Source organism: Enterobacter sp. BNK-18 (assembly GCF_047456135.1).
In the GTDB taxonomy this organism is placed as follows: Bacteria; Pseudomonadota; Gammaproteobacteria; order Enterobacterales; family Enterobacteriaceae; genus Enterobacter; species Enterobacter ludwigii.
In genome coordinates this window covers 2,714,747-2,739,748 of record NZ_CP179899.1, presented here as the reverse complement: position 1 = coordinate 2,739,748, position 25,002 = coordinate 2,714,747, and the positions used below count along the sequence as shown (strand labels likewise).

The following is a 25,002-nucleotide window of genomic DNA, read 5'->3' as shown; positions in this document are numbered from 1 at the left end:
TAAATATATGCTTCTGAAAGATAAAGTCGCCGTGATTACCGGCGCGGCTTCTGTGCGCGGTTTGGGTTTCGCCACGGCAAAATTATATGCCGAGCAGGGCGCGAAAGTGGTCATTATTGATTTAGATGCCGAGGCCAGCCAGCGTGCGGCTGCATGTCTGGGTGAAGGGCATCTGGGGCTTGCGGCAAACGTCAGCAACGAGTTGCAGGTGAACGCAGCCATTGAGCAGGTTCTGGGTAAATATGGGCGCATCGACATTCTGGTGAATAACGCCGGGATAACCCAGCCGCTCAAACTGATGGATATTAAGCGCGACAATTACGATGCCGTACTGGATGTCAGCCTGCGCGGTACGCTGCTGATGTCCCAGGCGGTGATTCCCACTCTGCGCGCACAGAAGTCCGGCAGCATTGTCTGTATCTCTTCAGTTTCGGCACAGCGCGGCGGCGGTATTTTTGGCGGCCCGCACTACAGCGCTGCAAAAGCCGGCGTGCTGGGGCTGGCCAAAGCCATGGCCCGTGAGCTTGGGCCGGATAACGTGCGCGTGAACTGCATCACCCCGGGGCTTATCCAGACGGACATCACCGCTGGCAAGCTGAGCGATGAGATGAAAACCGCCATTCTGGCGGGTATTCCGCTCAACCGTCTTGGTGATGCACAGGATGTTGCCCGTGCCGCGCTGTTCCTGGGGAGCGATCTCTCTTCTTATTCCACCGGTATCACGCTCGACGTGAACGGCGGCATGCTGATCCATTAAGGGGAGACGAGAATGACGAATACGACAGTTCAACAGGTTGCCGCGGCCGCGTGGCGCATTCGCCGCTACGCGCTGCGAATGGGCGAAGTACAAGGTCAGGGCTATATCGGTCAGGCGCTGGGCTATGCCGACGTGCTGGCAACTGCGTTTGCGCACGGTATGACCTTCAGGGCTCAGGAGCCGGAGTGGGAAGGCCGCGACCGCTTCCTGCTCTCCCACGGACATTACGCCATTGCGTATTATGCGGCGCTGATCGAGGCGGGGATCGTTCCTGAAGAGGAACTTGAAACCTACGGCTCGGATGACAGCCGCCTGCCGATGTCCGGCATGGCAACGTATACACCCGGCATGGAGATCTCCGGCGGTTCTCTGGGGCAGGGACTCAGCATTGGTGTGGGAATGGCGCTGGGGCTGAAGCACAAACAGAGCACGGCGTGGGTAATTAACTCCATGTCTGACGGTGAGCTGGACGAAGGTTCAACCTGGGAAGCCGCCATGTCAGCCGCGCATCATGGGCTCTCGAATCTGATTGTGCTGGTGGACATTAACCGGCAACAGGCGGACGGTAATTCACATAACATCCTCGGTTTTGAGCCGCTGGAAGATAAGTGGACCTCCTTTGGCTGGTATGTACAACGCGTTAACGGTAACGATATCCCCGCGCTGGTGTCGGCGTTTGATAATGCCAGACGCTATCCCGAACAACAGCCGCGTGTCATCTTGTGCGACACGCTGATGGGCAAGGGCGTGCCTTTCCTCGAGCAGCGTGACAAGAACCATTTTATTCGTGTGGATGCCGATGAGTGGCAACAGGCGCTCGCCGTGCTCGATGCAAATAAACCAGAAGGAGCCCTGTAATGAGCCAGCCCGTCGAAAATAAACCGCGTTTAACCACCTCCGCCATGATTGCCTCGATTGCAGAGGAAGGGCAGGAAACCCGGGCCGCGCCGTTTGGCCACGCGCTGGTGAAACTGGCGGCTCAACGCCAGAACATTGTCGGCATGACGGCAGATTTATCGAAATATACCGACCTGCATATCTTTGCTCAGGCATACCCTGAACGTTTCTTTCAGATGGGAATGGCGGAACAGCTGTTAATGGGGGCGGCAGGTGGGATGGCCAAAGAGGGCTTTATTCCCTTTGCCACCACCTATGCCGTGTTCGCCACCCGCCGTGCCTACGATTTTATTCATCAGGTCATTGCTGAGGAACACCTCAACGTCAAGATTTGCGCCGCGCTGCCGGGGTTGACCACCGGCTACGGGCCAAGCCATCAGGCAACGGAAGATATTGCGATCATGCGCGGCATTCCGGGCATGACCATTATCGATCCTTGCGATGCGATTGACACCGAACAGGCGGTGCCTGCCATTGCCAGCCACGAAGGACCGGTTTATATGCGTTTGTTACGCGGTAAGGTCCCGGTGGTGCTGGATCAGTACAATTATCGGTTTGAAATAGGCAAAGCCGCGCTGCTGGAAGAGGGCAGTGATGTGCTGATTATCGCCTCAGGGCTGATGACCATGCGCGCACTGGAGGCGGCAAAGCAGTTGCGCAAGGATAATGTCAGCGTGGCGGTACTTCACTCACCCACGATTAAGCCCCTGGATGAAGCGACCATTCTGGCGCAAGCCGCGAAACCCGGACGTCTGGTTATTGTGGCTGAAAACCACAGTAGCGTTGGCGGGCTTTGTGAAGCCGTGGCGTCGCTGTTGATGCGCCATCGCGTTAACGTCGACTTTGATACCGTTGCGTTGCCGGATGCGTTCCTTGATGCGGGTGCGCTACCGACCCTTCACGCGCGTTACGGGATTTCGACTGCCGCCATGGTGGAGAAGATCCGGCGCAGGCTCTGATTTTCAGACGGGTATGTTGTCAACGGGCGAGGGGTGTTTTACCCTCGCCTCTGTTGCGATAAAGGAGTCCGTCATGGCACAAAACATCTACGACAACCCGGCCTTTTTTGAAGGCTATGCCCGGCTACCGCGTTCGGTGCAGGGTCTGGACGGCGCACCGGAATGGCCTGCGCTGAAAAGCATGCTGCCACCGTTATCCGGCAAGTCAGTTATCGATCTTGGCTGCGGTTACGGCTGGTTCTGTCGCGCTGCACGCGCGCTGGGGGCGGCAGAAGTGACCGGCGTTGATCTCTCCGAAAAGATGCTCGCCCGGGCGGCTGAACTGACGGACGACGTGCAAATACAGTATCAGCGCAGCGATCTGGCATCTCTGGCGTTACCTGAGCACAGCGTTGATTTGATCTACAGTTCACTGGCGCTGCACTACCTGCCGGCGCTGGAGACCCTGTTTGAGCAAATCCGGCGGGCGCTTAAACCCGGCGGCAGCCTCGTCTTTTCAATGGAACATCCGATTTACACCTGCGCCACACGTCAGGGCTGGCTGACCGACGACAACGGCGAGCGTTTCTGGGGCGTTAATCGCTATCAGGATGAGGGCGAGCGCGTCAGCAACTGGCTGGCGGACGGGGTGATCAAATACCACCGTACGCTCGGTACCACGCTCAATGCGCTTATTAAGGCGGGGCTGACAATAACGGAAGTGAACGAATGGGGACCAACGCAGGCACAAATTGATGCCTGGCCCGCGCTGGCCGAAGAGGCGGAACGTCCGATGCTAGTCCTGATTTCTGCCGCTAAGGCTCAGTAACCCACTTTATACACTCGTCCATTCTGCACCCCTTCCACGCTGCGACGATAGGCCTGCGCCACCGTTGCGGCGGGAACACTTTCAAAGCCCGGGAAGAAGCCATCGTACGCTTTTGCTGATTCGGTAAGTACCGTCGGGCTAATCAGGTTGATGCGGATCCCGCGCGGGAGTTCACAGGCCGCGGCGCGGACAAACCCTTCCAGGGCGGCATTCACCGTGGTGGCATTCACCCCCTGAGCGATAGGCTCATGCGCCACGATCCCGCTTATCAGGGTGATGGAGCCGCCTTCGTTGAGATAATGCTGGCCGGTCAACGCCAGACGAACCTGTCCCAGCAGCTTATCCTGCAAGCCCTGGTTGAAATCGCTGTCTTTCATGGTCGCGAGCGGGCCGAAGTGCAGGCCGCCACTGGCAGAGACAATCGCATCCACCGCTCCGATGTTTTCAAACAATGCCTGCACGCTGGCCTGAGAGGTGATATCCACCTGGTAGTCGCCCTGCGTGCGACCCACGCGGATCACGTCGTGGCGACGGCTCAGCTCTTCTGTTACCGCACGACCGACCGTACCGCTGGCACCAATAATCACGATTTTCATAGCTGACTCCTTAGGTTGTGAGCCTTCATTCTTTAATAAATCAAAACTCAGATAAACTGGGCTAAAGTTAGAGGATTGCTAACCAGGGGTTTGGAATATGGATAAGCTTCGCAGCATGGAGACCTTCATTGCTGTCGTTGAGAGCGGCAGTTTTACCGGCGCGGCAGGCCGGCTGGAGATGTCGGCGGTGATGGTGGGGAAGTACATAGCGTTACTGGAGTCTCAGCTCGGCACCCGGCTGCTGGAGCGAAACACGCGGCGTCAAAGTCTGACGGACGCCGGGCGGGTCTATTTCGACGAGGCGAAGCGGGTGCTGGAGCAGGTCTCTATCGCCGAAAGCGCGGTTGAGCGACTGCGTGCCGCCCCAGCCGGGACCTTGCGGGTCACGGCGCCCACCTCGTTTGGCGGTTGTGTGATAGCCCCCCTCACGGCGACCTTTTTGCAGCGCTACCCGGACGTGCGCGTGGAGCTGGATCTGACCAACCGGATGGTGGATCTGGTGGATGAAGGGGTCGATCTGGCCATTCGCATCGGTGACATTCATAACGACGATCTGGTGGCGAAATACCTCTGCCCGTACCGAATGGTGATCTGCGCGGCCCCGGCGTATCTGGCGCGTTACGGCACGCCGCGAACGCCTGCCGATCTGGCGGATCATCTCTGCCTGTCACACACGGTGTGGACCACGCGTAACGAATGGCGGCTGCCGGGGGTTGAAGGTGAGATGCGCTGGAAGCGCGATGCCATTCTGCGCTGCAACGATGGCTATGGGCTACGGATGGCGGCGAGAGCGGGGGCGGGATTATTACTGCAACCCGAAGTGCTGGTGGCGGAAGAGCTGGCGAGCGGCAGGCTGGTGCAGGTGCTGGAGAACTATACGCCTGCGCCACGACCGGTACATTTGCTGTGGCGCCAGGATTTACGTCCGCTACCCAAGCTCACGCAATTTGTCGCGCATATTCAGCAGGGCGCGGAATATTTCGGCCATGCCGTTGAAGAAAAGTAATTATCAAAGCCGCAGACTTATGCTACTAAGATTAGGCACATTATAAAAAAGAAGGTAAGCAAAGAATGTCTGTGAATAAACTCGCCAGCAGCGCACAGGGCCTGCAATCATCTGCCATCCGTGAATTATTAAAACATAGCAAAATGGCCGGGGTGATTTCGCTGGGTGGCGGTATTCCTAACCCTGCACTGTTCGATCATGAAGGCCTGAAAATTGCCGCTGATGCCGTATTATCACAGCATTTTGGTGAAGCTTTTCAGTACGGTCTGACCGAAGGCATCCCGGGGCTGCGTGAAGAAATTAAGCTCATCTGTGAAGGCCGTGGGATCTCCTGCAAGGCCGATGACGTGGTCATTACGTCCGGTTCGCAACAATCTCTCGACGTGCTGGCGCGGGCGTTAATTAACCCGGGCGATACCGTCGTCGTCGAACGTCCAACGTATCTCGCGGCACTGCAGGTATTTGGTCTGGCACAGGCCAAATTTGAATCCGTGGGCACCGATGGCGACGGAATGAAAGTGGATGAACTTGAAGCACTGGTGGCGAATAAAACCATCAAGGCGGTTTATATTGTTCCGACATTTGGTAACCCGGGTGGGGTAACGCTTTCTGAGGTGCGTCGTAAACAGCTGGTGGAATTATCGAAGCGCTATGACTTCGTTATTATCGAAGACGATCCGTACAGTGAAATTAATTATACCGATGAAGTGTTCCGCCCGTTAATTGCCCATGCCAAAGATATCGGCAATGAAGAGAATGTCGTCTATACCTCGACCTTCTCCAAAATCCTCGCCCCGGGCACTCGTGTGGGCTGGGTGCTGGTACCGGAGTGGCTGAAACGCGCGGTGGTTAATCTCAAGCAAACCACCGATCTGCACACCAGCACGCTGTCACAGCTGATGACCTATGAGTACCTGAAAACCGGTCGTCTGGCCGATCAGATTAAAATGATCCGTGAAGCATACCGCCAGAAATACCAGACCTTTGCAAATGAACTGGAGGCGGAACTGGGTGATGTCATGTCGTTCCATAAGCCGAAGGGCGGAATGTTCCTGTGGGCCAAAATGAACAATGGCATCAACACCACGCGCTGGCTGGAAAAAACGTTAAGCAACGGCGTGGTTTTTGTGCCGGGTGAGTTCTTCTTTTGCAATGAGCCAGACCATACGACGCTGCGCATGTCGTTTGTCACGCCAACCGATGAAGAGCTGAAAGAGGCGGTTCGTCGCCTGAAAAAATCGCTGTAACAGACCTGCGCATAATGGCACCTGTGCTGTTATGCGCATTACTTGTGCAGTGCGGCCAGCGCCGCAAGCGTTCATGGTGAATCCCATGTTTGAATTTCTGATCGGTATCCTCACGCACACCCCCGTCTGGGTGTGGGTTCTGTTTATCTTTCTTATCTCACGCGGCCTCAATGCCCGTAAGCCTGCCACCGTTACGCTGGAAAGGCTGGCCATCATTCCTGCCATCTTTCTTATCTGGGATATCTACGATCTGGTGGTCTATCGCGATCTTACTCTCGCGACGGTGGCCCTTTGGGTTGCGGGGATTGTGGCGGGCGCGGCGCTGGGGTATGTGCTGATTAAGCAGACGGTCATCACCCGCACCGACGCGCCGCGTACCCTTTATCGCCAGCCTGACAACACGGCTCTGCCGTTTATGATGCTGGCATTTGGGGTGAAATACGTGCTGGGGGTGATGAACGCCCTCTCTCCCCAGACGTTGCAACAGCCCGCCATGAGCGCGCTGGCGATAGTCTCCGGCGGGGTATTTGCCGGAGTGTTTATCGGGAAGTTTACGCGCTATGTGAGTGTGTATCTCAGCGGCGCACCGCAACCGGCTGAGTAACGTTAGCGCGTTGCATGGGCCAGCGTGCGAGCAGAAGCTTCACCGTTGGCTACTCGCGTGACTTCGTGGATCCGGCAGATTTTTCCTGCGCATAGCGTGGCAAACATATAAACCTCTATTTCAGCCTGATGGCCTTCGGGATACGTGACGGTCACGATATGCCGGTCAGCCAGCAGTGTGTCATGACACCCTATCTGTTCCACGCGGAAGGCGATATCGCGGATCTGCGAACGCACGTGCTCCAGGTGCTGAATAAAGCCAGAATAATCAAGAGAGTGACCGTCCGTGATCTGCTGATACGCTGGCGAAAAAACGTCTTTCGGATCAATCTCGCCTTTAAACAGGCCGGTCAGTAAACGGGACATTTCCTCACGCAAAATAGCATTGTCAGACTGGGTAATCAGGCGGGTGATGATGTTCATGGTGACTCCTCGTTGCGTTGAGTCGCCATTATCCTTGACAGACAGAGACGTAGTTTCTGTAATAAGCCAATGAATACCGATTTTCGGCCAAATAACGTGATCAGCTTCGAGACACTTTTGCATCCAGGTGGATACCATACGCCGTGGCACAGCCATCAGGCCGGTCAGCTCTGGCGGATTACGACGGGTCTGCTGGTTGTCGAAACAGCGTCTGGGCGTTCGGTTGTACCGGCGCAACATATCGGCTGGATCCCGCCTGGTCAGGAGCATGCTGCCTTTTCCGGAAGTGCGATTGACGGTCGTGCGATCTATCTGGATCCCGCAGGGTGTGACGCGCTGCCCGGTGAAACGACGCTTTTCGAACCCGACGAGCTCACCAGCGCGCTGTTTTCACGCTTAAACGCTGAAGGAAGCGGGTACGATCCGCGAAAGCTCACCCTGCTGCTGGATGAACTGGCGCGGGGCCGTCAGGTGCGCTATCTGCTGCCCATGCCAGCCGATCCCCGATTAAAGAAGGTAGCCAGCCATCTGATGCAACGTGTGGACGACAACCAGACGGTTGAGCACTATGCCTCCCTTGCGGGAATGAGCGTGCGGACATTCCACCGTCGGTTTAGCGCGGAAACGGGAATGAACGTTGTTAACTGGCGGCAACTTGCCCGCGTAATGCGGGCAATGGAGTGGCTGGCAGCAGGTAAACCGGTAGGCTGGATCGCGCTGTCGTGCGGCTACAACAGTATCAGCGCGTTTATTGAGGTTTTCAGGGCCTTTACCGGCAAAACCCCCGGGCAGTGGGCGCTTAAAGAAGCCCCTTCTGTGCGAAGGTAATGCGCGTGGCTTCGTTCAGATCCAGTGCTTTAATTGCTTCCGGGCGGACCCAGGCAACCTCCTGAAACTCGTCGTTAAACGTCACCAGCCGATTTGCGCTGATGCAGTCGAAAATCAGGTAAATCATATAAATCTCTTCCGTGGTGCCATCGGCATAGGTTTTCACCCGAATGTCGTCGCGAAACGCCCAGGGTTTGACCTCCGTGATCTCCAGCGCGTCGCCCAGCTCTTCGCGAATTTCACGGCGCAGCGCCTGCTCCATGGTTTCTCCCGGCTCCATCCCGCCGCCCGATAACGCCCACTGGCCGGGAAATACGCCGCGGTCATCGGCCATTTTGCACAGCAGATACGCCCCGTCGTTCTGAATGATGGGGCAGACAATAGTTCGTTGACGCATGGTTTCTTCCTGAAAAATGAGTTTGGGCTATTTTAACAGAAGGCGGAAAGGGAAAAGGTAAACGAGGTCAGACTTTCGCCGCTGGCTTAAGCGGTATTGTTGCGGGTTATGGATGCCATGACTCCGGCCCTCTTCCACGAGGAGAGGGCCGGAGAAACAAACCGCCAGTGATTAGCGCTCTCGCAGCGCCTCTTTCGCCCGGTTGAACGGCTTGATCATGTAATCCAGCACCGTTTTCTCACCGGTTTTAATGTCCACCGTCGCAATCATCCCCGGCACGATTGAGAAGTGCCTGCCTGCTTTATTCACCAGGTAATCCTGGCTGGTGCGGATAAATACCCGGTAATAGAACACCTCCGGCTTGGCTTCGTCCTGAATAGTGTCCGGCGAAATGGTTTCAACCACGCCGTGCAGCCCGCCATAAATGGCGTAATCGTAGGCGGTGATTTTTACCAGCGCTTCCTGATTCGGGTGGATAAAGGCGATATCGCGCGGGGAGAGACGGGTTTCGATCAGCAGGTGATCGTCCACCGGTACAATCTCCATCAGCTCGCCGTTAGGCGGGATGACGCCACCGATGGTGGTGACTTTGATGTTTTTCACGATCCCGCGCACCGGAGATTTCACCGTTAAGCGGGTCACTGAATCCTCGCGGCCTTTGAGGATCGCCGAGACCATATCCACTTCAGCGTTGGCCTTGGATAACGCCTCGCGGGCCTGAACATAGTACTGGGATCGCACGTCGGTGAGTTTCAGCTCCAGATCGCTTTTCTGCCGCTGCAGGCGCAGTACCTCCACGTGGCTGGCGGCGCCGGTTTTCACCAGACGCTGAGTGATCGCCAGCTCCTTATTCGCAAGATCCAATGCCGCACGCAGCTCCCGCTGGGTATCTTCCAGCTGCGCACGGCGTGAATTATAGAGCCGGGTTTCGGCAGCGGTCAGATCGGTCCACTTCGCCAGCGAAGGGGGAAATTTCAGCGGCAGATCGTTTACCTCGGCGTACAGTCGCACGCTGGAGGCCAGCGAGGCACGGTAGCGCGCCGCGCTTTCACCAACGTTAGATTCTGAACGCGTGGGATCGAGTCGCGCCAGCACTTGTCCGGCCTGCACCTGGTCACCCTCATGGACGTTCAGCTCGGTGAGGATCCCCCCGTCGAGCGACTGTAAAACCTGCTCGCGCGAACTGGGGATCACTTTGCCCGTGCCGGTTGAGACTTCATCCAGCACGCCAAACCACGCCCAGACGCCAAGTACCACGAACATCAGTAAAGAGAAGATAACAATCCGCCGCGCACCGGTGTAGCCGCTTTCGGAGTCGAGCGCATTGTCCAGGTCGTCCATTGCGGCGACGTCACGCTGACTGATTTTCATTTTTCCACTCCCGTCCTGTTGCTGCCTGCTGCTGCTGCTGCTGCTGCTGCATGCGGCTGTTGTTCAGCGCCTGCGCTTTCGGCGCGTCCATCACCAGCATTCCCTCTTTGAGCACCACGACCCGCTCCACCAGTTCCAGCACCGGCACGCGATGCGTGGCGACAATCAGGGTGCGGTTGCCAAGCCAGGCGCTCAGACGCTGGATAAATTCCCGCTCGGTGTGCTCATCGAGCGACGCAGTCGGTTCATCCATCAGCACAATATTGGGGTCGCGAAGCAGCATGCGCGCCAGCAGAATGGATTGCCGCTGGCCGCCGGATAACCCCACGCCGTTCTCCATAATCGGGTAGTCCAGACCCTTCGGCAGTTTCTGCACAAAGCCCGCAGCGCCGGTTAACTCCAGCACCTCGAAAATCTCCTCATCGGTGGCGCGCGGCATGCCGAGGGTGATGTTTTCGCGCAGGGTGCCGTAAAAGAGCCGGGCGTTCTGGGTCATAAAGCCGACGTTGCGCCGGACATCGGCGACATCGAGGTGCGGGAGGCTGAAGTTATCGAGCCGCAATTCACCGCCGGCGAGATCCATTCCACCCGCCATCGCCTGCAGCAGGGTCGATTTTCCGGCGCCGTTACGCCCGAGGATCGCCACTTTTTCGCCTGGCTTAATCTCCAGACGGTTAATGCGCAGGGCCATGCGCGGATCTTCCGGGTGATAGCGGAACTGCGCCTGCTCGAAAAGATAGTGACCGCGCAGTACGTCCTGGCGGATCGGCGTCTCCTCACGCTGGTTTTCTGTGGGGAGCTGCATAATGCTGTCCAGTCCCTCTTTCGCCGCTTTGACCTGCTGCCAGCGCGCCAGCACGCCGCACAGGGTAGCCATCGGAGCGATCATGCGCGAGGCCAGCATCGAGGCGGCGACCACCGAACCGGTCGTCAGCGTGCCGTCGATCACCATCGGCGCACCGACCACGATCACCCCTGCATAGACCAGGCTCTGAATCGTCATTCCCCAGCTGATCAGGTTCTGGGTCAGTTCACGGGTGCGCAGGCCAGATTCAGCGGTGATCTGGATGTAGCTGTTCCACTGCTGCAAAAAGCGGTTTTCCGCCTGCATCAGCTTTATGTCCTCCAGCCCCTGCACGCTCTCCACCAGCACGGCGTTGCGCAGGGTGGATTCGTGCGCCGACTGCTTCGCGAGCTCTGCCAGCTTTTTCTGCAGCAGCAGACCGGGCAGGACCATGATCACCGCGGCGACCGGTGCGATCCACGCCAGTTGGGGAGCGATGATCGCCAGCACCACCACGAACAGGAAAAAGAAGGGCAGATCGACAATTGTGGAGATGGTGGAGGAGGTGACCATCTCGCGGATCTGCTCCAGCTCGCGTAGCTGGGAGATAAAGCTGCCGGTCGAGCGAGGAATGGCGCTGTTGCGCAGCCGCAGGGCGTGACCGAAGACCCGATCCGATACGCGCAGATCGGAGCGTTTGCCCAGCAGATCCATAATGTGCCCGCGTGCCACGCGCAGCACAAAGCCAAACAGGGTGGCGATCAGCACGCCGATGGTCAGGACATACAGCGTCGGGTAGGACTGCGCGGGGATCACCCGGTCATACACCTGCATGGAAAAGACAATCCCCGACAGGGACAGGACGTTAATGAACAGCGCGGCGAGCATTACCCAGCTGTAGGGGCGCAAGTCGCGCATCACCAGCCGGTAAAGCCAGTCCGGACGGTATTTCGAAATATAGGCATCCACGCGGCTGTCTTTCAGCGCGGCCAGTGGGCGCAGGGCAATGACGTGGCGGATGGCGGGCAGCATGGCGGTCATCGAAAGCCGGTTGGTGTAGGTCTGATCGTCGAAAAAGCTGACCTCCAGCGTATCGTCGCCATCGAAATGTTCGATCACGCCGATCCTGCCGTCGTTCATTGCCGCCACGACCGGCAGACGCCAGCTGTTGATCGCCTGCTGATCCGCCGTCAGCAGCTGAAACGACAGCCCTGCTTCACGGGCCAGCTGAGTCAGTGCGGGCACCATCGGTTTGCCTTTTAGCCACGGCGCGCCCGCGAGCAGCGCACCGGGGGAGCAGGCGACGCGGTAGCGCGTGGCGACAAAACCAAAGGCCTGCGCCCACTGCGCCAGGGCCTCATCCGTCATGGTCTCACCTTGCGGGATATCGCGTTGCTTCATGGCTGGATCTCCACGGTCTGGATGGTGCGGTTATCAAGATCGAACGCGTGACGCAATTGCCCGGTGTTATAGAGGCAGTTGAGCTGCAGCTGGTGCAACTGTCCGAGGGTCTGCTGCTGGGTAAAACGCGCCTGATAGACCTCCTGCTCGGCGTTAAGCACATCGAGCAGCGGGCGCGAACCCAGATCGAGATATTGCTGCTGATAGAGTTCACGGGTGCGGGCGCTGAGCGCCTCCTGACGGCCCTGAATCTGCAGCGTGCTCAGCAGGCTTAATACCTGGCTGCGCGACTCCAGCAGTTTCTGGCGTACCTCGAGGCGGGTACGCTGAATGGTGGACTGTGCGGCTTCTACCGCGTGGCCTGCGGCGTTACGCCGGGCGGTGAGTCCGCCGCCCTGATAGAGCGGCATCTGCACTTTCACCCATGCAGAGTATTGGGTGCGATCCCGCGTTTCGTTACCCGCATAGCGTTCGTTCAGGTAGTGGCGCACCTCCGGCTCCAGCGAGACGGTCGGTGTCATCTGGGCGTCGGCGTAGTCGAGATTGGCCTGGGCGACGTTAGCCTGCGCCCAGGCGGCTAATACTGCCGGGACCAGGCGATCGTCCGGCTCGGCAATGTCGCAGCTGCGGGCCAGCTTTTGTGGAAAATCGTTGCTGATCGTGTTGAGGGTGTTCCAGCCAAGAAAGCTCATCAACGTGGCACGGGCGCTGTCGAGGCTGGCCTGGTACTGCATCAGCTGGGCGCGCGCGCCTTCGATACGTGCATCGGTCTGCACCACGTCAGAGAGTGAGGTGGCCCCTTCGTCATTACGCTGGCGGGTGAGGGTACCAATCGAGGAGAGCGCCTCAAGCTGCTCTTTGGCGGTGTCGACCATTTGCTGCCAGGTTTGTACCTGCACCATCGCGATGGCGGTATCGTGAGCGATGGTGTCGATGCTGACCAGCACGTTGGCCTGCTGCTGGGCGACGCCGGCACTTTCTGCACGCACCTGGCTTGCCACCTTGCCAAAGTCGTACAGCATTTGTGAGAGGGAGAGTACCAGCGACGGGGTAAAGCCATTATCGTCGCCGTCATGGGTATAACCGTTATCCATGCCGGCATTAATTTGCGGATAGTATTTCGATTTGGCGACGTCCACCTCTTCGCTTTGTTGGTAGAGTTTCCCCACGGCTTCACTGATGGCCGGGTGCCAGGTGACGGCGCGGTTGACGGCTTCGCCAAGCTGCAGCGTGCCGGGGGCAGCCTTGCCGACGACAGGTGCCACGCGGCCATTCAGAGAGGGGAGTTCCTGCGTTTCACGGAGTTGTCCGGTATTGATCATCGCCGCCGGCGTCGCGGAGAGGGCGGGCACAGATATCAGGCAGCACGAGAGCCACCAGTAAGGCATCTTCATTCCCATGTCTTATCCCTAATAAAAATGTACTGCTTTATTGTTTATGCCCGGGCGCTGTGCGCCCGGGTCATTTGTGCAGGTGCTATCAGGTAACGATGTGTTGCTGGTTCACTAACTCGTCGTAGGTGGTCTGGACGTTATCCAGCGTCACGAGCGTCGTATTAGTGTAGGTGCTCCCTGAACCATCACGGTCGATGGAGATCACGGTATTGCCATTACTATTAGTAACATGCAGATAATTACCGAGCGTTGAGCTGCTCCCGTTCCAGCCCACCAGCAGATCGCCGATATCGATTTTGTCCCCCTGCGTGAGCGAGAAGTTGGTCCAGTGATCGCCGGCAGTGCTGCTGACGTTGCCCGCGGTGGCGTTGCCTGCGGTGGCGTTCAGCACCTGGTAAATCAGGGTGTCGCCGTAGGCGGTGCCGGTAATGACGTCGTTATGTTCCGAACTGATGAACTGCGGCGCCATATTGATGGTCAGCGTGGCACTGTCTGTTTTCCCGTCGGCATCTGTCAGGGTGTAGTTGAAGGTCTCCTTCGAGGTGATGGTTGAGAGCGACACCCCGGTGTTGAGGGTGTAGGTGTAGTGGCCGTCCGCAGCAATTGCCAGCGTGCCGTAATGGCCGACGACGTTGACCGTTGCGCTGCCGGTGTACGGATCCAGCGTGGTGGTCACGCCGTTGTAGCCGGTCACGCTGAGGCGGGTATCCACCGAATGCAACTGATCCATCGCCCCGGCAGAGTCGGTGCCATCGAAGATGTTGCCGTCAACGGTGTGGCCGCTGGTAGAGTCGAACTGGGTCAGCGAGTAGGTGGTGCCGTTCACGCTTGGGGTAATGGTAATGTTCCCCACGCTGAGCCCCGGTACGCTACCGGTATAGCTCAGCGTATAGGTTCCGGCATTCAGGTCCAGCCCGGAGAGCGCGATGTCGATATTGCCACCCAACAGCGAACCGCCGCTGAAGGAGCCGCTGCGAACAACATTCGAACCGTCACTGATTGACCAGTTCACCGTCAGGCCGCCCAACGCCAGCAGCGATGCCACGTTAAAGTGCAGCGACACGTTATGCAGCGCGGTGTTCGGATCCACCACGAAGGTTCCGCTCCCGCTGCCCTGGGTTGATGACAGCAGCGCGGTTGTCCAGCTGGCCGTCCCGACGGTGGTATCCGAGTAGGTCGTCGTGTGATGTACCGAGGTGACGTCCATCGCGTTACTGACATCGTTGACCGCATCCATCGCCCGCGCGGTTGGGGTGATGTTGAGCGATGCCGTATCCTTCGCCCCGTTTGGTCCGGTGATGGTATAGACAAACGTATCCGGCGTACTGATCGCGTCAGCACCCACACCGGCTTTCAGGGTGTAGGTGTACTGTCCGGACGCATTGATGCTCAGCGTGCCGTATTCCCCCTGGATGTCGGTCAGGCCGCTGCTGTTCACCGCCACGCCGTTCACTTCTGATACCACCGCGCCGGTTGCGACATCGTTATCCAGCACATCTCCGGTGGTGGTCTCGCCCACGCTCGACACGCTGTAGACATGATCTTCCAGCACGTTCAGCGTGTAGGCGGTCAGGGCGGTGATCCCTGCAGCCGTATTCAGCAGGAAGAGGTACTCCCCGGCAGGCAGGTTCAGCGTCAGCTGAGACGAGGTACCGCCCAGCAACGGCGCACGCAGCCAGCCCGGTTCGACGCGCATCTGCTCGAAGGTCTGGGTCGCGTTATTGAACTTGTAGACATACAGGTCGAATACCGACGCCAGCGCCACACCGCCCACGGAAGCCTGAATGGTCATGGTGCGGGTGGTACCTTCCTCCACGTTATAGATGATCGGATTGCTCAGATCGTCCAGCAGGTTCAGCCCCAGCGTGTTGCCGAGATTGATCCCCACCACGGTAAAGCCGCCCTGCGACGAGGTGCCGTTATTGATTTCATGGACCGAGGTGTCAAAGGTCAGCGAGGCCGTGTCATCCACCGCCACAATACCGTTAGCGGTAGTACCGGCACCCAGCGACAGTACCAGGTTCGCCGACGCGCTGACGCCGTTATGGGTGATGGTGTAGGTGAAACTCTCCGTCCGGCCTACGACCGAGGCGCTGGTGTCGGTCAGGTTGTAGGTGTAGCTGCCATCGCGGTTAATGGTCAGCGTACCGTACTGGCCCTGAACAACCGTGCCGTCGGCGTTCACGCTGGTGGTGACACCCAGTGCGTTGGTGACAGCAGAGATCGTGGTCCCTGCCGGGGCGTTGTCGCTGCCCGCGGTCGGGTCGGCGTCGAGAATTACGTTACCGTTCAGGCTGGTGTCGCCCGTCACGGTACCGGCGCTGGTTTCTTTCACCGCCACATCGAGGCTGGTGTAGGAGCCGGTCGCCAGCAGGTTAGTGTTATAGCTCAGCACCCGGTAGTCGCCGTTCGCCAGCCCGGTCAGGTTCAGCGATACGCCGGTGGCCCCGAGGGTCAGCAGATCGGCAAACTGGGGTTGTCCGGTATCCACGACGGTAGTCCAGGTACCGTTGACGCTGTCCCAGCGCTGTACCACCAGCTCAAGGGTATTGAGCAGGGAGAGCACCGCACCCGTGGCATTGGCGTTCACTACAATATCCGCATTGCCGCCGCTGCCCACCGTGAAGTCCACCTGGGCAGTATCATTACCCAGCAACGTGAGAACGTTGCCTACGGCACCCACCAGCAGGAAGCCATAATCACTGTACTGGCTGTTGGTGACGGTGGCCGTGGTGCTGATATCCAGCTCTTCGACGTTATTGCTGGCGGAGAGCGGGACGACCGGTGCGAGGGCTGAGCCTGGCTGCGACGTATTACCTGCGGCATCGGTGGCGGTGATCTGCAGCGTCTGACCTTCCGTCTGTTTATTGAGGAAGGTATAGCTGTAGGTGCCGTTGCTGCCCGCGATTGTGGTCACCGTGCTGCCATCGCCAAGACGGATAGAGACGGTGCTGCCTGCCTCCGCGTTACCGGTCAATACGCTACCGTCAGCGTTAAAGGTTCCGGTTGGGGCCGTTGGCGCCGTCAGATCGACAATCACGCTGGCGGCGGAAGAGACCGGGCTGGTGCCCGAACTGTTCGTCGCCGTGGCGGTAAAGGCGTGAGAGCCTTCGCTTAACGCCGGGGTGGTGAAGGTCCAGTTGCCTGAACTATCTGCCACTGCCGTTCCCATCGACACGCCGTTGTTATACAGCGTGACGGTGGTGCCTGGCAGGGCCGTACCACTCAGGGTTGGCGTGGTGTCGTCAGTGGTTTTACCGTTGGTCAGGTTACCGGTGACGGTGCCGACGTTATCGTTGATGGTGGTGATAAGCGGTGCGTTCGGCACCGGCGTCGCAGGGGCAATCACCGACGTGCTGACACCGGCGTTACCCGCCTTATCGGTGGCATAGACCAGCAGTGATTCACCGTTGGTTTGGGCCGGCGTGATTGTCGCGTTAAAGTTTCCGCTGCCGTCAGCCGTCGCGGTACCGAGCACTGTTCCGGTACTGGTGGTGATGGTAACGGTGCTACCCGCTTCGGCGGTCCCGGTGACGTGCGTACCGTTGGTGATCACGGCAAGGCTTGCCGGCACGTTCGGTGCAGTCAGATCCACGGTAATGGTGGTGGTGGCCGATGGCGTACTGGTGTTGCCCGCGGCATCGGTGGCGGTGGCGGTGAAGTTATGCGTGCCTTCCGTCAGTGTGGTGGTGGTTTGCGGTAGCGTCCAGTTGCCGTTCGCATCGGCGGTGACCGTGCCGACAAGCGTCGTGCCGTCATAGATGCGCACCGTCGCGTTGGCTTCGGCGGTCCCGTTCAGCGATGGGCGCGCGTCATTGGTCGGGTTATTGCCGGTTACCGGTCCGGTGATGCTGCCGACATCATCGACAACCGCACTGATGACCGGCGCAGCTGGCGCGGCGGCATCCACGTTGATCACATAGGCGGTGGTCGGGGCGCTGGTATTGCCCGCGGCATCGGTGGCGGTAAAGGTCAGGCTGTGTGACCCGTTGCTCAGCGCCGGAGAAGGGGTAAAGCTCCATGCCCCGCCGGTCGCGACCGCGCTACCAATCTGGACGCCGTTATCGAAAATTTTCACCGTGGCGCCCGCTTCCGCCGTACCCGTGAGGGTAGGCTGCGCGTCGTTAGTCAATCCGCCATTGGCAATCGGCGTAGCCGCATTGCCCACATCATCCACAATGCTGCTCAGCACCGGCAGGGCTGGCGGCGTCGTGTCGATAGTCAGGCTAAAGGCCGCTGACGAAACGCTGGTATTACCCGCTGCATCCGTGGCCTGCGCGGTGAAGCTGTGCGCGCCCGTGGCTAAGGTGGTCGTGAGCAAGATACTCCAGTTGCCGCTGGCATCCGCGGTGCCCGTTCCGACAAGCGTTGTGCCTTCGTAGATATTCACAGTCGCAAACGGCTCACTGGTCCCGACAAGCCGCGGCACGGTGTCGTCGGTCGTCTGCCCTGAACTGAGCGGGCCGGTGATGCTGCCCGCATCGTCAACGGCCTGGCTGATAACCGGCGCATTGGGTGCGCTGGTATCAACAACCAGCGTAAAGCCAGGCGAAGCCGGGCTGACGTTCCCCGCCGCGTCGGTCGCGGTCGCGGTCCAGGTATGACTGCCATTGCTCAGCGCTGATGACGGCGTAAAGCTCCATGCTCCGGTGCCATCCGCCAGCGTGGTGCCGACCGGCTGTCCGTTCTCATAGATGGTCACCGTGGCGTTGGCTGCCGCGGTGCCCGTCAACGTTGGCGTGGTGTCGTCGGTACTTTGCCCGGAAGTCAGCGGCGTCTGTACGCTGCCTGCGTTGTCTCCCGCGGTCGTGATGGCCGGTGCCGCCGGTGGTGCCGTATCCACTGTCAGGTTAAACGGTGCCGTCGTGCTGCCGGTGTTGCCAGCCGCATCGGTGGCATTGAAGGTGATGGCATGAGGCCCGTCACTCAGGGCGGTGTCAGGCGTGTAGGTCCAGTTCCCCTGGGCATTAACCACCGCGGTGCCAATCTCGTTGCCATCCACAATGATATGCACTGTGGCACCCACTTCGCCCGTACCGTTGAAGGTCGGACGCGCGTCGTTGGTGCTGTTGCCGGTAGTGAGCGTACCGGTGACCGGGCCGACGTCGTCAATCACACTGCTGACCAGTGGCGCAGCAGGGCCTGCTGCATCCACGGTAAAGGCAAAGACCGACGAGTTTGCTGACGCATTGCCTGTCGCATCGGTAGCGTAGGCGCGAAGGAGATAGTTGCCGTCGCCCAGCGGCGTGCTCGGGGTAAAGGTCCAGTTACCACTTCCGTCGACGGTCGCAAGGCCAATTTGCGTACCGTTATTCATGATGTGGATTGTACTGCCCGGTTGTCCGGTGCCGCCGATCGTCGGGGTGGTGTCGTTGGTGACTTGCCCGCTGGTGAGGTTGCCGGTCACGCCGCCAGGGGCATTGTCGTTAACCGTATCCAGCGTTGGAACCGTTGGCGCCGTCAGGTCAACCACGACGTTCCAGCCGTTAGACACCTGGCTGACGTTGCCCTGTGGGTCGGTGGCGGTAACGGTGAAGGCGTGAGGTCCTTCGCTGAGCGCGGTGTCAGGGGTGAACGTCCAGGCACCGGTGCCGTCAGCCGTGACCACGGCAATCTGGGTACCGCCGTCGAAAATTTTCACCACGCTGTTCGCTTCCGCCGTCCCCGAAAGGGTTGGCGTGGCGTCATTAGTCGGATCGCCGCTCACAATCGTGGTGGCAGCATTGCCCACATTATCCGTTACGTTGGTGATCGCTGGCGTGGTGGAAACCGTATCAACGACGATGGTGAAGCCTGTCGACAGACCACTTTCATTGCCCGCGGGATCGGTCTCGCGGATGGTCAGAACGTTATTGCCCTCCGCCAGCGCAGGCGGTGTGAAGACCCAGGTCCCCGTATTGCCGACCAGTGCGGTACCCAGCAGCGTCCCGTTGCTGTAGACGGAGATGGTATCGCCCACCGTGCCGGAGCCGGTAAGGGTAGGCTGGTTGTCGTTGGTGGTCTGCCCGTTGGTGAGTTGACCAGTGCCAGGGCCGACATCATCAATCACTGAGCCAATGGTTGGCGTGTCCGGTGCAGTGAGGTCAACGGTGACGGTTGCAACCGGCGAGCGGCCGCTGGTCGAAAGCCCGACCGTCGCGGTCACTTCAAAGGTGTGCAGCCCTTCACCCAGCGCAATCAGTGGGGTATAGCTCCAGTTACCGTCCGCATCAGCAATCACGTTGATCAGCGGAACCGCGATGCCGTCCTGGTAGATGGTGATAATGCTGCCCGCTTCGGCCGTACCCACGAGTGTCGGGGTAATGTCGTTGGTGGTTTTGTCTTTCACGTCGCCGGTGACAGGCGTTTCATCATCGTTAATCGCCGTAATGATGGGCACATCCGGAAGATTCGGCAGCGTACCGGTGACGGTGTAGGATGCCTCAGGACTGAGGTTGCCCGCGGCATCGGTCGCGGTCACCGTCAGCACAGCGCCATCCGTTTGGGCTGGGCTGAGCGCGATGGAGAAGGTGCCACCGGTGGCTACGCCTGTACCGAGAACATTACCATTGTTATCGGTTACAGTGATGGTAGCTCCCGCTTCGGCGGTGCCGGTCAATGGAGTACCTTGAGCGGCTATGCCAGTAACCGCGGGAGCAGCCGGATCCAGAGTATCGACGTTAACGCTAAGCGGTGCAGAGCTACCGGACGTATTGCCGGCCGGATCGACCGCGGAGACGGTGAAGGTATGCGGGCCTTCCGCCAGCGTGCTGTCGGCGGTCCAGCTCCAGTTGCCGTCCGGCTGTACCGTTACCGGCACCGTGGATGCTGTACCGTCTACGGAGACGATAACGGTGGTACCCGGTTCGCCGGTGCCCGTGAGGGTCGGCGTGCCGTCACGGGTATAAAGCACATTGCTTGTGAGCTGGCTGTCAGACACCGCGTTAATCAGCGGGATTTCTGGCGCAGTGGTATCAACGGTGACGGTGAAGACCGGGCTGAGGCCGCTGACGTTACCCGCAGCATCGACTGCCGCAACGGTGATGTTGAGTGGGCCATCAGTCTGGGTCGGAAGATCGAGAGACCACTCGCCATTGCTGCCGATTTCGACGCGTCCTAGTTCAACACCATTGTTATAAACGATGACCGTTTCGCCCGCAGGGCCGGTACCGCCCACACCGGGGGTAGTATCCGTGGTAACACCACCGTCTGGCTTACCGCCAACGGCGCTAATGACAGGCGTATCAGGTGCCACGGTATCAACGGTGATAGTGATCCCCGGTGACGCCGCCGAAACATTACCGGCTTCGTCGGTGGCGGTGGCGGTAAATTCGTGGCTTCCCTCATCAATGCTGGCGTCAGGGCGCCAGCTCCAGTTGCCGTTACTGTCTACGGTGACGCGACCCACTTCGGTGGCAGGCTGACCATTAATGCTGTCATAAATAATAACCACATCGTTCGCTGTGCCGGTGCCGCTCAGGACCGGACGCGGATCGTTCGTGGTTTCCCCGTCGGCAACCGGTCCGGTTATCTGGCTGACGCTGTCCGTAATCACCGGTGCTGCTGGCGTAGCTGGCGGGTCGGTGTCAATGGTGATGGTCACCGGCTGGGACGGGGCGCTTTCGTTGCCCGCGCCGTCCTTGTTGGTGACGGTCAGGGTGATGTCGTAGGTACCGTTGGCCAGTGGGGTCTCCGGTGTCCATGTCCAGTTACCGTTGCTGTCCACCTCGGCGTCACCAATTTTGTCGGTGCCGTTGTAGATAGTCACGGTATCGCCCGGATTGCCGGTGCCGCTCAGCGTCGGCGTGGTATCGCGGGTGGTCTCTCCCGGGTTCAGCGGGGTTTCTGTTGTGCCGCCGTCAGGGTTCACGGTGATCTCTGGCGTCTCCGGCGTGGCGGGTGCCACGGTATCGACCACCAGCACAAACGGGCTGGAGACGGTCGTATTCCCGGCGGTGTCGGTCGCATGAACTGTCAGAGAGTGCGAGCCGTTGGTGAGCGGGGTGGTAGGGGTGAAGCTCCAGCCGCCGGTACCGTCGAGTGTGGCGGTACCGAGCAGGGTATTGCCATCATAAAGCGTAATAACCGTACCCGCCGGCGCGCTGCCCTGCAGCAACGGTTGCGTGTCATCCGTGGTGTCGCCGCTGGTGAGCGGGCCCTGAACGTCACCGACGTCATCGGTTACGGTGGTGATGGTCGCCGCCGGTGGCGGGGTGATATCGACCGTAAAGGTGAAGCCGCCTGACGGCAGGCTGATGTTACCTGCCGCGTCGGTGGTGACGGCGGTCAGGGTATGCTCACCGTTACCAATCGGTGCGCCTGGCGTAAATGTCCACGCGCCGCCGCTACCGACCAGCGCGGTGCCGATATCAACACCGTCCAGACGAATAGTGACCGTTGAGCCCGGTTCTGCAGTGCCGTTGAGTGTCGGGGTTGGATCGTTCGTAATGGCACCTGCGGTGAGCGCACCTGTGCTTCCCTGAACATCGTCCACCACTTGCGAAATTACCGGTACTTCGGGTGCAGTACCGTCGACAGTGATACTCCAGGCATTTGATGGCCCGCTTGGGTTACCGGCGGCGTCAACTGCCGTTGCCGTCAGCACGTGGCCGCCATCAGCAAGCGGTGAGGATGGCGTGATGCTCCATACGCCAGATGCCGGAACGAGTACCGTGCCGATGACCGTGCCGCCGCTGGAGAGCGTGATGGTTGTGCCAGGTTCGCCCGTTCCGTTTATGGTTGGTGTCCGGTCATTAGTGAGCCCGTTCTGGGCGACAGGGCCCGTAGTGGCAGAGGCATCGTCGTCCACTGAAACGATAACCGGCGTTTGCGCGGCGGTAATATCCGGCGCAATGGCAGGCGTTGTTGGCCCGGTATTGCCGGCGGGATCGGTGGCATCTGCGGTCAGGGTTTCACCGTTGGCTTTTGGTGGGGTCAGCGTGACGGTGAAGCTGCCGTCGTCATTGGCTTTCGCCTCGCCAACCGTGACGCCATTTTCACGGATGGTCACGGTGCTGCCCGGCTCTGCGGTACCTGTCACTTTGGTACCGTCATCTGAGACAACAACGTTATCCGGAGCCAGTGGCGCCGTGGTATCTGGTGCATCGGCTGTAGCGGGCAGGCTGGCGTTACCGCTGCCGTCGGTTGCCACGACCGTCAGCACTTCACCGTTGGTCTGTGCAGGACTAATAACTGCCGTAAAGGTGCCATCGCTGTTGGCGGTGGTTTCACCGATGACCGCGCCGTTAGGATCTTTAATGGTGACGGTGCTGCCTGGCTCCGCCGTGCCGCTGACGCTCTGGCCGTTATCTGCCACCTGAAGGTTGCCGGGGGCGACAGGAGGGGTTGTGTCCGTAGCCGTGACGGTCGCAGGTGTGCTCTGGTTACCAGCAGCATCAGACGCCACCACGGAGATCTGCTGGCCGTTAGTTTGCGCCGGCGTTAACGTGGCAACGAAGTTGCCGTTGCCGTCCGTTGTCGTCCGGCCAATTATGGTGCCGTCGCTGCTGGTGATGACAATGCTGCTGTTTGGCTCGGCAGTGCCGGTAATCTGCGTGCCTGCCGGATTAAGCGTGATGTCGGGCGTTTCCGGCGGCGTGGTATCGACAATGAAGTTGATTGGCTGCGACAACCCACTCTGGTTCCCGGCAGCGTCGGTGACCTGCACCGTTATAGAGTGAGCCCCCTCCGAAAGCGGTTTGTCCGGTGTGATGCTCCAGGTGCCGTTGGGCTGAACTTTAACGGTCGCAATGGGCACGCCGTTATCAAAAATCGTAATTGTCCCACCGGGCTCTCCTCTCCCTGCAAGAACAGGTTTAGCGGCATCAGTGAACAGGCCAGAGGTAATTGCGCCTTTGATGGCACCCGTTTCATCGTTCAGCACGATGGCGGTTGGCGCAGTTGGTGCGGTGAGATCGATGGTAACGGTGAACACCGGGGAAGCCGGTCCGGTGTTACCGGCGGCGTCGGTTGCCCGGACGGTGAGCTGATGCGTGCTTTCGCTGAGATTGATCGAGGGGGTAAACGTCCAGGTGCCGTTGCTGGCCACGACAGCGGTGCCAATCGCGATCCCGCCATCATAAATGGTGACCGTAGATCCGGCTTCCGCGGTGCCGGTAAGCTGTGGTCGCTGATCGTTGGTGCTACCACCGTTACTGACCGAGCCGGTGACCGGATTGGTATCGTCTGACACGAGCGTGATGGCCGGCGCTGTGGGGGCGACGGTATCCACCACAAAGGTCACGGCGCCGGAGGCTGGGCTGGTGTTACCTGCCGCGTCGGTCGCGGTGGTGGTAATGGAATGGCTTCCGTTAGCGAGATTTGTACCCGGGGTAAAGGTCCAGTTTCCGCTGGCATCAACCTTGGTCGTGCCAATCGGCTGACCATTATCGTACAGGGTGATGGTACTGCCTGCTTCGCCGATGCCGCTGAAGGTGGGGCGGGCATCATCGGTACGCTGACCGTTAGTCAGCGGTCCGGTTTCTCCGCCAACGTCGTCATTCACTATTACGATATCGGGCGCATCGGGTGCGGTGGTATCCGGTGCTGTAACATGCCCGGCCTGGCTGGTATTGCCTGATGAGTCGGTTGCTGTGGCGGTAAGTTGCTCGCCATTCGTCAGCGGCGTGCCCAGAACAATGGTGAATTTGCCGTCGCTACCGGTTTTACCCGTGCCGACCAGATTGCCGTCCGCGTCTTTCAGCGTAATCGTACTGCCGGGTTCGGCAGTACCTGTGACAGTTTTACCATCTGAGGAGAATTGAAGGTTGGAAGGCGCATTTGGCGGTGTGGTATCCGGATCGGAAGGATTGCCCGGCGTGCCGGGGTTCGTATTGTCATCATCATCGTCGCCACCCCCTCCGCCGCCGCTGCTTGCCGCGACAGCGATCCCGCCTGCGACAGCAAGACCACCGAGTACCCATGGCCAGATGGCTGCGCCACCGGTATCACCGCCTGAGGCCGCCAGTAATACGTCCGTGGAGGCGATAGATTCGTAGGTAGCAGCCCCGGTAGGATCTTCAATCCACCACAGCGCACCGTCACTCTCTTCCAGGACCAACTGACTCACCCCCTCCGCGTCGGTGACGTAGAAATTCTTCAGGGTAATGACCTCGCCAGAGTGCAGCGTGACCACCAGATCGTTACCACTGCGGGCGAAGTGGGAGACATCGGCTCGCTCTACATGAAGCTCAACGATAGAGGAATGGCTCAGCGTAACCTGTGTGCCTTCCGTGGTAGTTTCCACGCCAGTGAGTTTCGATATAACAGAGATTTGGCTCATTTAGGTATTACTCCAGCAGAGTTGTCGTGAACGGCGTGCAAGATGCGCCATCTCTGCGGAAGGTAAAGCACGCCCCCGGCGGAGTTGCTGTTATTTACGCAGCACTCACCGTTATTTTTTTTAGAGCGAACGATGCCCGCCATAATCCAGAGTGGCAACATCAGAGCGAATCTAATTACTCATGAGAGAGAATGTCGTTTATTTGTATTTTTGTGTTGTATAAAACCCTGTAATTAATAGAGGTATTGGTTTTGACGATATAAAAATGATA

General features: G+C 59.2%; 15 protein-coding genes. 8 read left to right on the top strand and 7 right to left on the bottom strand.

The annotated features are described in order from the left end of the window. Positions 1-7: 7 nt before the first annotated feature. The 4 genes from ACMGG3_RS13120 to ACMGG3_RS13105 all read left to right on the top strand — a co-directional run bounded on the left by ACMGG3_RS13120 (position 8) and on the right by ACMGG3_RS13105 (position 3,421). Positions 8-757 carry an SDR family NAD(P)-dependent oxidoreductase gene (locus ACMGG3_RS13120; protein WP_014171297.1) on the top strand — a complete coding sequence of 250 codons (750 nt, stop codon included), beginning with the start codon at positions 8-10 and terminating at the stop codon, positions 755-757. 12 nt (positions 758-769) lie between these two features. Next, positions 770-1,615 (top strand): transketolase, encoded by an 846-nt coding sequence (locus tag ACMGG3_RS13115; RefSeq protein WP_279256386.1) that lies wholly within the window; start codon positions 770-772, stop codon positions 1,613-1,615. Further along, positions 1,615-2,613, top strand: a complete 999-nt coding sequence (locus tag ACMGG3_RS13110) for a transketolase family protein (protein ID WP_020883880.1) — start codon at positions 1,615-1,617, stop codon at positions 2,611-2,613. The genes ACMGG3_RS13115 and ACMGG3_RS13110 overlap by 1 nt, the downstream gene beginning before the upstream one ends. A gap of 73 nt (positions 2,614-2,686) precedes the next feature. Beyond that, complete coding sequence (locus ACMGG3_RS13105; protein ID WP_307372749.1) at positions 2,687-3,421, top strand: class I SAM-dependent methyltransferase; 735 nt, start codon at positions 2,687-2,689, stop codon at positions 3,419-3,421. Here the strand turns inward: ACMGG3_RS13105 and ACMGG3_RS13100 are convergent. After that, positions 3,415-4,017, bottom strand: coding sequence for a short chain dehydrogenase (locus tag ACMGG3_RS13100; RefSeq protein WP_414149230.1), 603 nt, complete (start codon positions 4,015-4,017; stop codon positions 3,415-3,417). The two genes, ACMGG3_RS13105 and ACMGG3_RS13100, sit on opposite strands and share 7 nt — an antisense overlap. A 97-nt stretch (positions 4,018-4,114) precedes the next feature. On the opposite strand from ACMGG3_RS13100, the gene ACMGG3_RS13095 reads away from it, so the two are divergent. The 3 genes from ACMGG3_RS13095 to ACMGG3_RS13085 all read left to right on the top strand — a co-directional run bounded on the left by ACMGG3_RS13095 (position 4,115) and on the right by ACMGG3_RS13085 (position 6,874). Further along, a complete protein-coding gene (locus ACMGG3_RS13095; protein ID WP_025203410.1) occupies positions 4,115-5,023 on the top strand; it encodes a LysR family transcriptional regulator in 909 nt (302 codons plus the stop codon). A gap of 65 nt (positions 5,024-5,088) precedes the next feature. Beyond that, positions 5,089-6,270: a PLP-dependent aminotransferase family protein gene (locus tag ACMGG3_RS13090; protein WP_032678814.1), complete on the top strand. Its 1,182-nt coding sequence runs from the start codon at positions 5,089-5,091 to the stop codon at positions 6,268-6,270. A gap of 85 nt (positions 6,271-6,355) precedes the next feature. Then, positions 6,356-6,874 carry a DUF6622 family protein gene (locus tag ACMGG3_RS13085; protein WP_063156769.1) on the top strand — a complete coding sequence of 173 codons (519 nt, stop codon included), beginning with the start codon at positions 6,356-6,358 and terminating at the stop codon, positions 6,872-6,874. Positions 6,875-6,876: 2 nt separating this feature from the next. Here ACMGG3_RS13085 and ACMGG3_RS13080 read toward each other — a convergent pair whose 3' ends face one another. After that, positions 6,877-7,296 carry a nuclear transport factor 2 family protein gene (locus ACMGG3_RS13080; RefSeq protein ID WP_185791273.1) on the bottom strand — a complete coding sequence of 140 codons (420 nt, stop codon included), beginning with the start codon at positions 7,294-7,296 and terminating at the stop codon, positions 6,877-6,879. A 69-nt stretch (positions 7,297-7,365) separates the two neighbouring features. Here ACMGG3_RS13080 and ACMGG3_RS13075 point away from each other — a divergent pair, with 69 nt between their 5' ends. Beyond that, positions 7,366-8,124, top strand: coding sequence for an AraC family transcriptional regulator (locus ACMGG3_RS13075; RefSeq protein WP_414149229.1), 759 nt, complete (start codon positions 7,366-7,368; stop codon positions 8,122-8,124). Here the strand turns inward: ACMGG3_RS13075 and nudI are convergent. From nudI to ACMGG3_RS13050, 5 genes are all read right to left on the bottom strand, one after another. Beyond that, on the bottom strand, positions 8,096-8,521 hold the full coding sequence (gene nudI, locus ACMGG3_RS13070; protein WP_047956001.1) for a nucleoside triphosphatase NudI: 426 nt from the start codon (positions 8,519-8,521) through the stop codon (positions 8,096-8,098). The genes ACMGG3_RS13075 and nudI overlap by 29 nt on opposite strands. A 171-nt stretch (positions 8,522-8,692) precedes the next feature. After that, positions 8,693-9,862: an HlyD family efflux transporter periplasmic adaptor subunit gene (locus ACMGG3_RS13065; protein ID WP_086462978.1), complete on the bottom strand. Its 1,170-nt coding sequence runs from the start codon at positions 9,860-9,862 to the stop codon at positions 8,693-8,695. Positions 9,863-9,872: 10 nt separating this feature from the next. Then, complete coding sequence (locus tag ACMGG3_RS13060) at positions 9,873-12,077, bottom strand: type I secretion system permease/ATPase (protein ID WP_414149228.1); 2,205 nt, start codon at positions 12,075-12,077, stop codon at positions 9,873-9,875. Then, on the bottom strand, positions 12,074-13,477 hold the full coding sequence (locus ACMGG3_RS13055) for a TolC family outer membrane protein (RefSeq protein ID WP_014171284.1): 1,404 nt from the start codon (positions 13,475-13,477) through the stop codon (positions 12,074-12,076). The genes ACMGG3_RS13060 and ACMGG3_RS13055 overlap by 4 nt, the downstream gene beginning before the upstream one ends. A gap of 79 nt (positions 13,478-13,556) precedes the next feature. Next, the gene (locus ACMGG3_RS13050; protein WP_414149227.1) at positions 13,557-24,731 is read right to left on the bottom strand and encodes a BapA/Bap/LapF family large adhesin; all 11,175 of its coding nucleotides are present in this window, start codon (positions 24,729-24,731) and stop codon (positions 13,557-13,559) included. Positions 24,732-25,002: the final 271 nt, after the last annotated feature.

Coding starts and splice junctions, on each gene's coding strand:
- ACMGG3_RS13090 (WP_032678814.1), top strand. CDS start 5,089: ATGTCTGTGAATAAACTCGCCAGCAGCGCACAGGGCCTGCAATCATCT.
- nudI (WP_047956001.1), bottom strand. CDS start 8,521: ATGCGTCAACGAACTATTGTCTGCCCCATCATTCAGAACGACGGGGCG.
- ACMGG3_RS13120 (WP_014171297.1), top strand. CDS start 8: ATGCTTCTGAAAGATAAAGTCGCCGTGATTACCGGCGCGGCTTCTGTG.
- ACMGG3_RS13095 (WP_025203410.1), top strand. CDS start 4,115: ATGGATAAGCTTCGCAGCATGGAGACCTTCATTGCTGTCGTTGAGAGC.
- ACMGG3_RS13100 (WP_414149230.1), bottom strand. CDS start 4,017: ATGAAAATCGTGATTATTGGTGCCAGCGGTACGGTCGGTCGTGCGGTA.
- ACMGG3_RS13060 (WP_414149228.1), bottom strand. CDS start 12,077: ATGAAGCAACGCGATATCCCGCAAGGTGAGACCATGACGGATGAGGCC.
- ACMGG3_RS13050 (WP_414149227.1), bottom strand. CDS start 24,731: ATGAGCCAAATCTCTGTTATATCGAAACTCACTGGCGTGGAAACTACC.
- ACMGG3_RS13075 (WP_414149229.1), top strand. CDS start 7,366: ATGAATACCGATTTTCGGCCAAATAACGTGATCAGCTTCGAGACACTT.
- ACMGG3_RS13085 (WP_063156769.1), top strand. CDS start 6,356: ATGTTTGAATTTCTGATCGGTATCCTCACGCACACCCCCGTCTGGGTG.
- ACMGG3_RS13055 (WP_014171284.1), bottom strand. CDS start 13,477: ATGGGAATGAAGATGCCTTACTGGTGGCTCTCGTGCTGCCTGATATCT.
- ACMGG3_RS13115 (WP_279256386.1), top strand. CDS start 770: ATGACGAATACGACAGTTCAACAGGTTGCCGCGGCCGCGTGGCGCATT.
- ACMGG3_RS13110 (WP_020883880.1), top strand. CDS start 1,615: ATGAGCCAGCCCGTCGAAAATAAACCGCGTTTAACCACCTCCGCCATG.
- ACMGG3_RS13065 (WP_086462978.1), bottom strand. CDS start 9,862: ATGGACGACCTGGACAATGCGCTCGACTCCGAAAGCGGCTACACCGGT.
- ACMGG3_RS13080 (WP_185791273.1), bottom strand. CDS start 7,296: ATGAACATCATCACCCGCCTGATTACCCAGTCTGACAATGCTATTTTG.
- ACMGG3_RS13105 (WP_307372749.1), top strand. CDS start 2,687: ATGGCACAAAACATCTACGACAACCCGGCCTTTTTTGAAGGCTATGCC.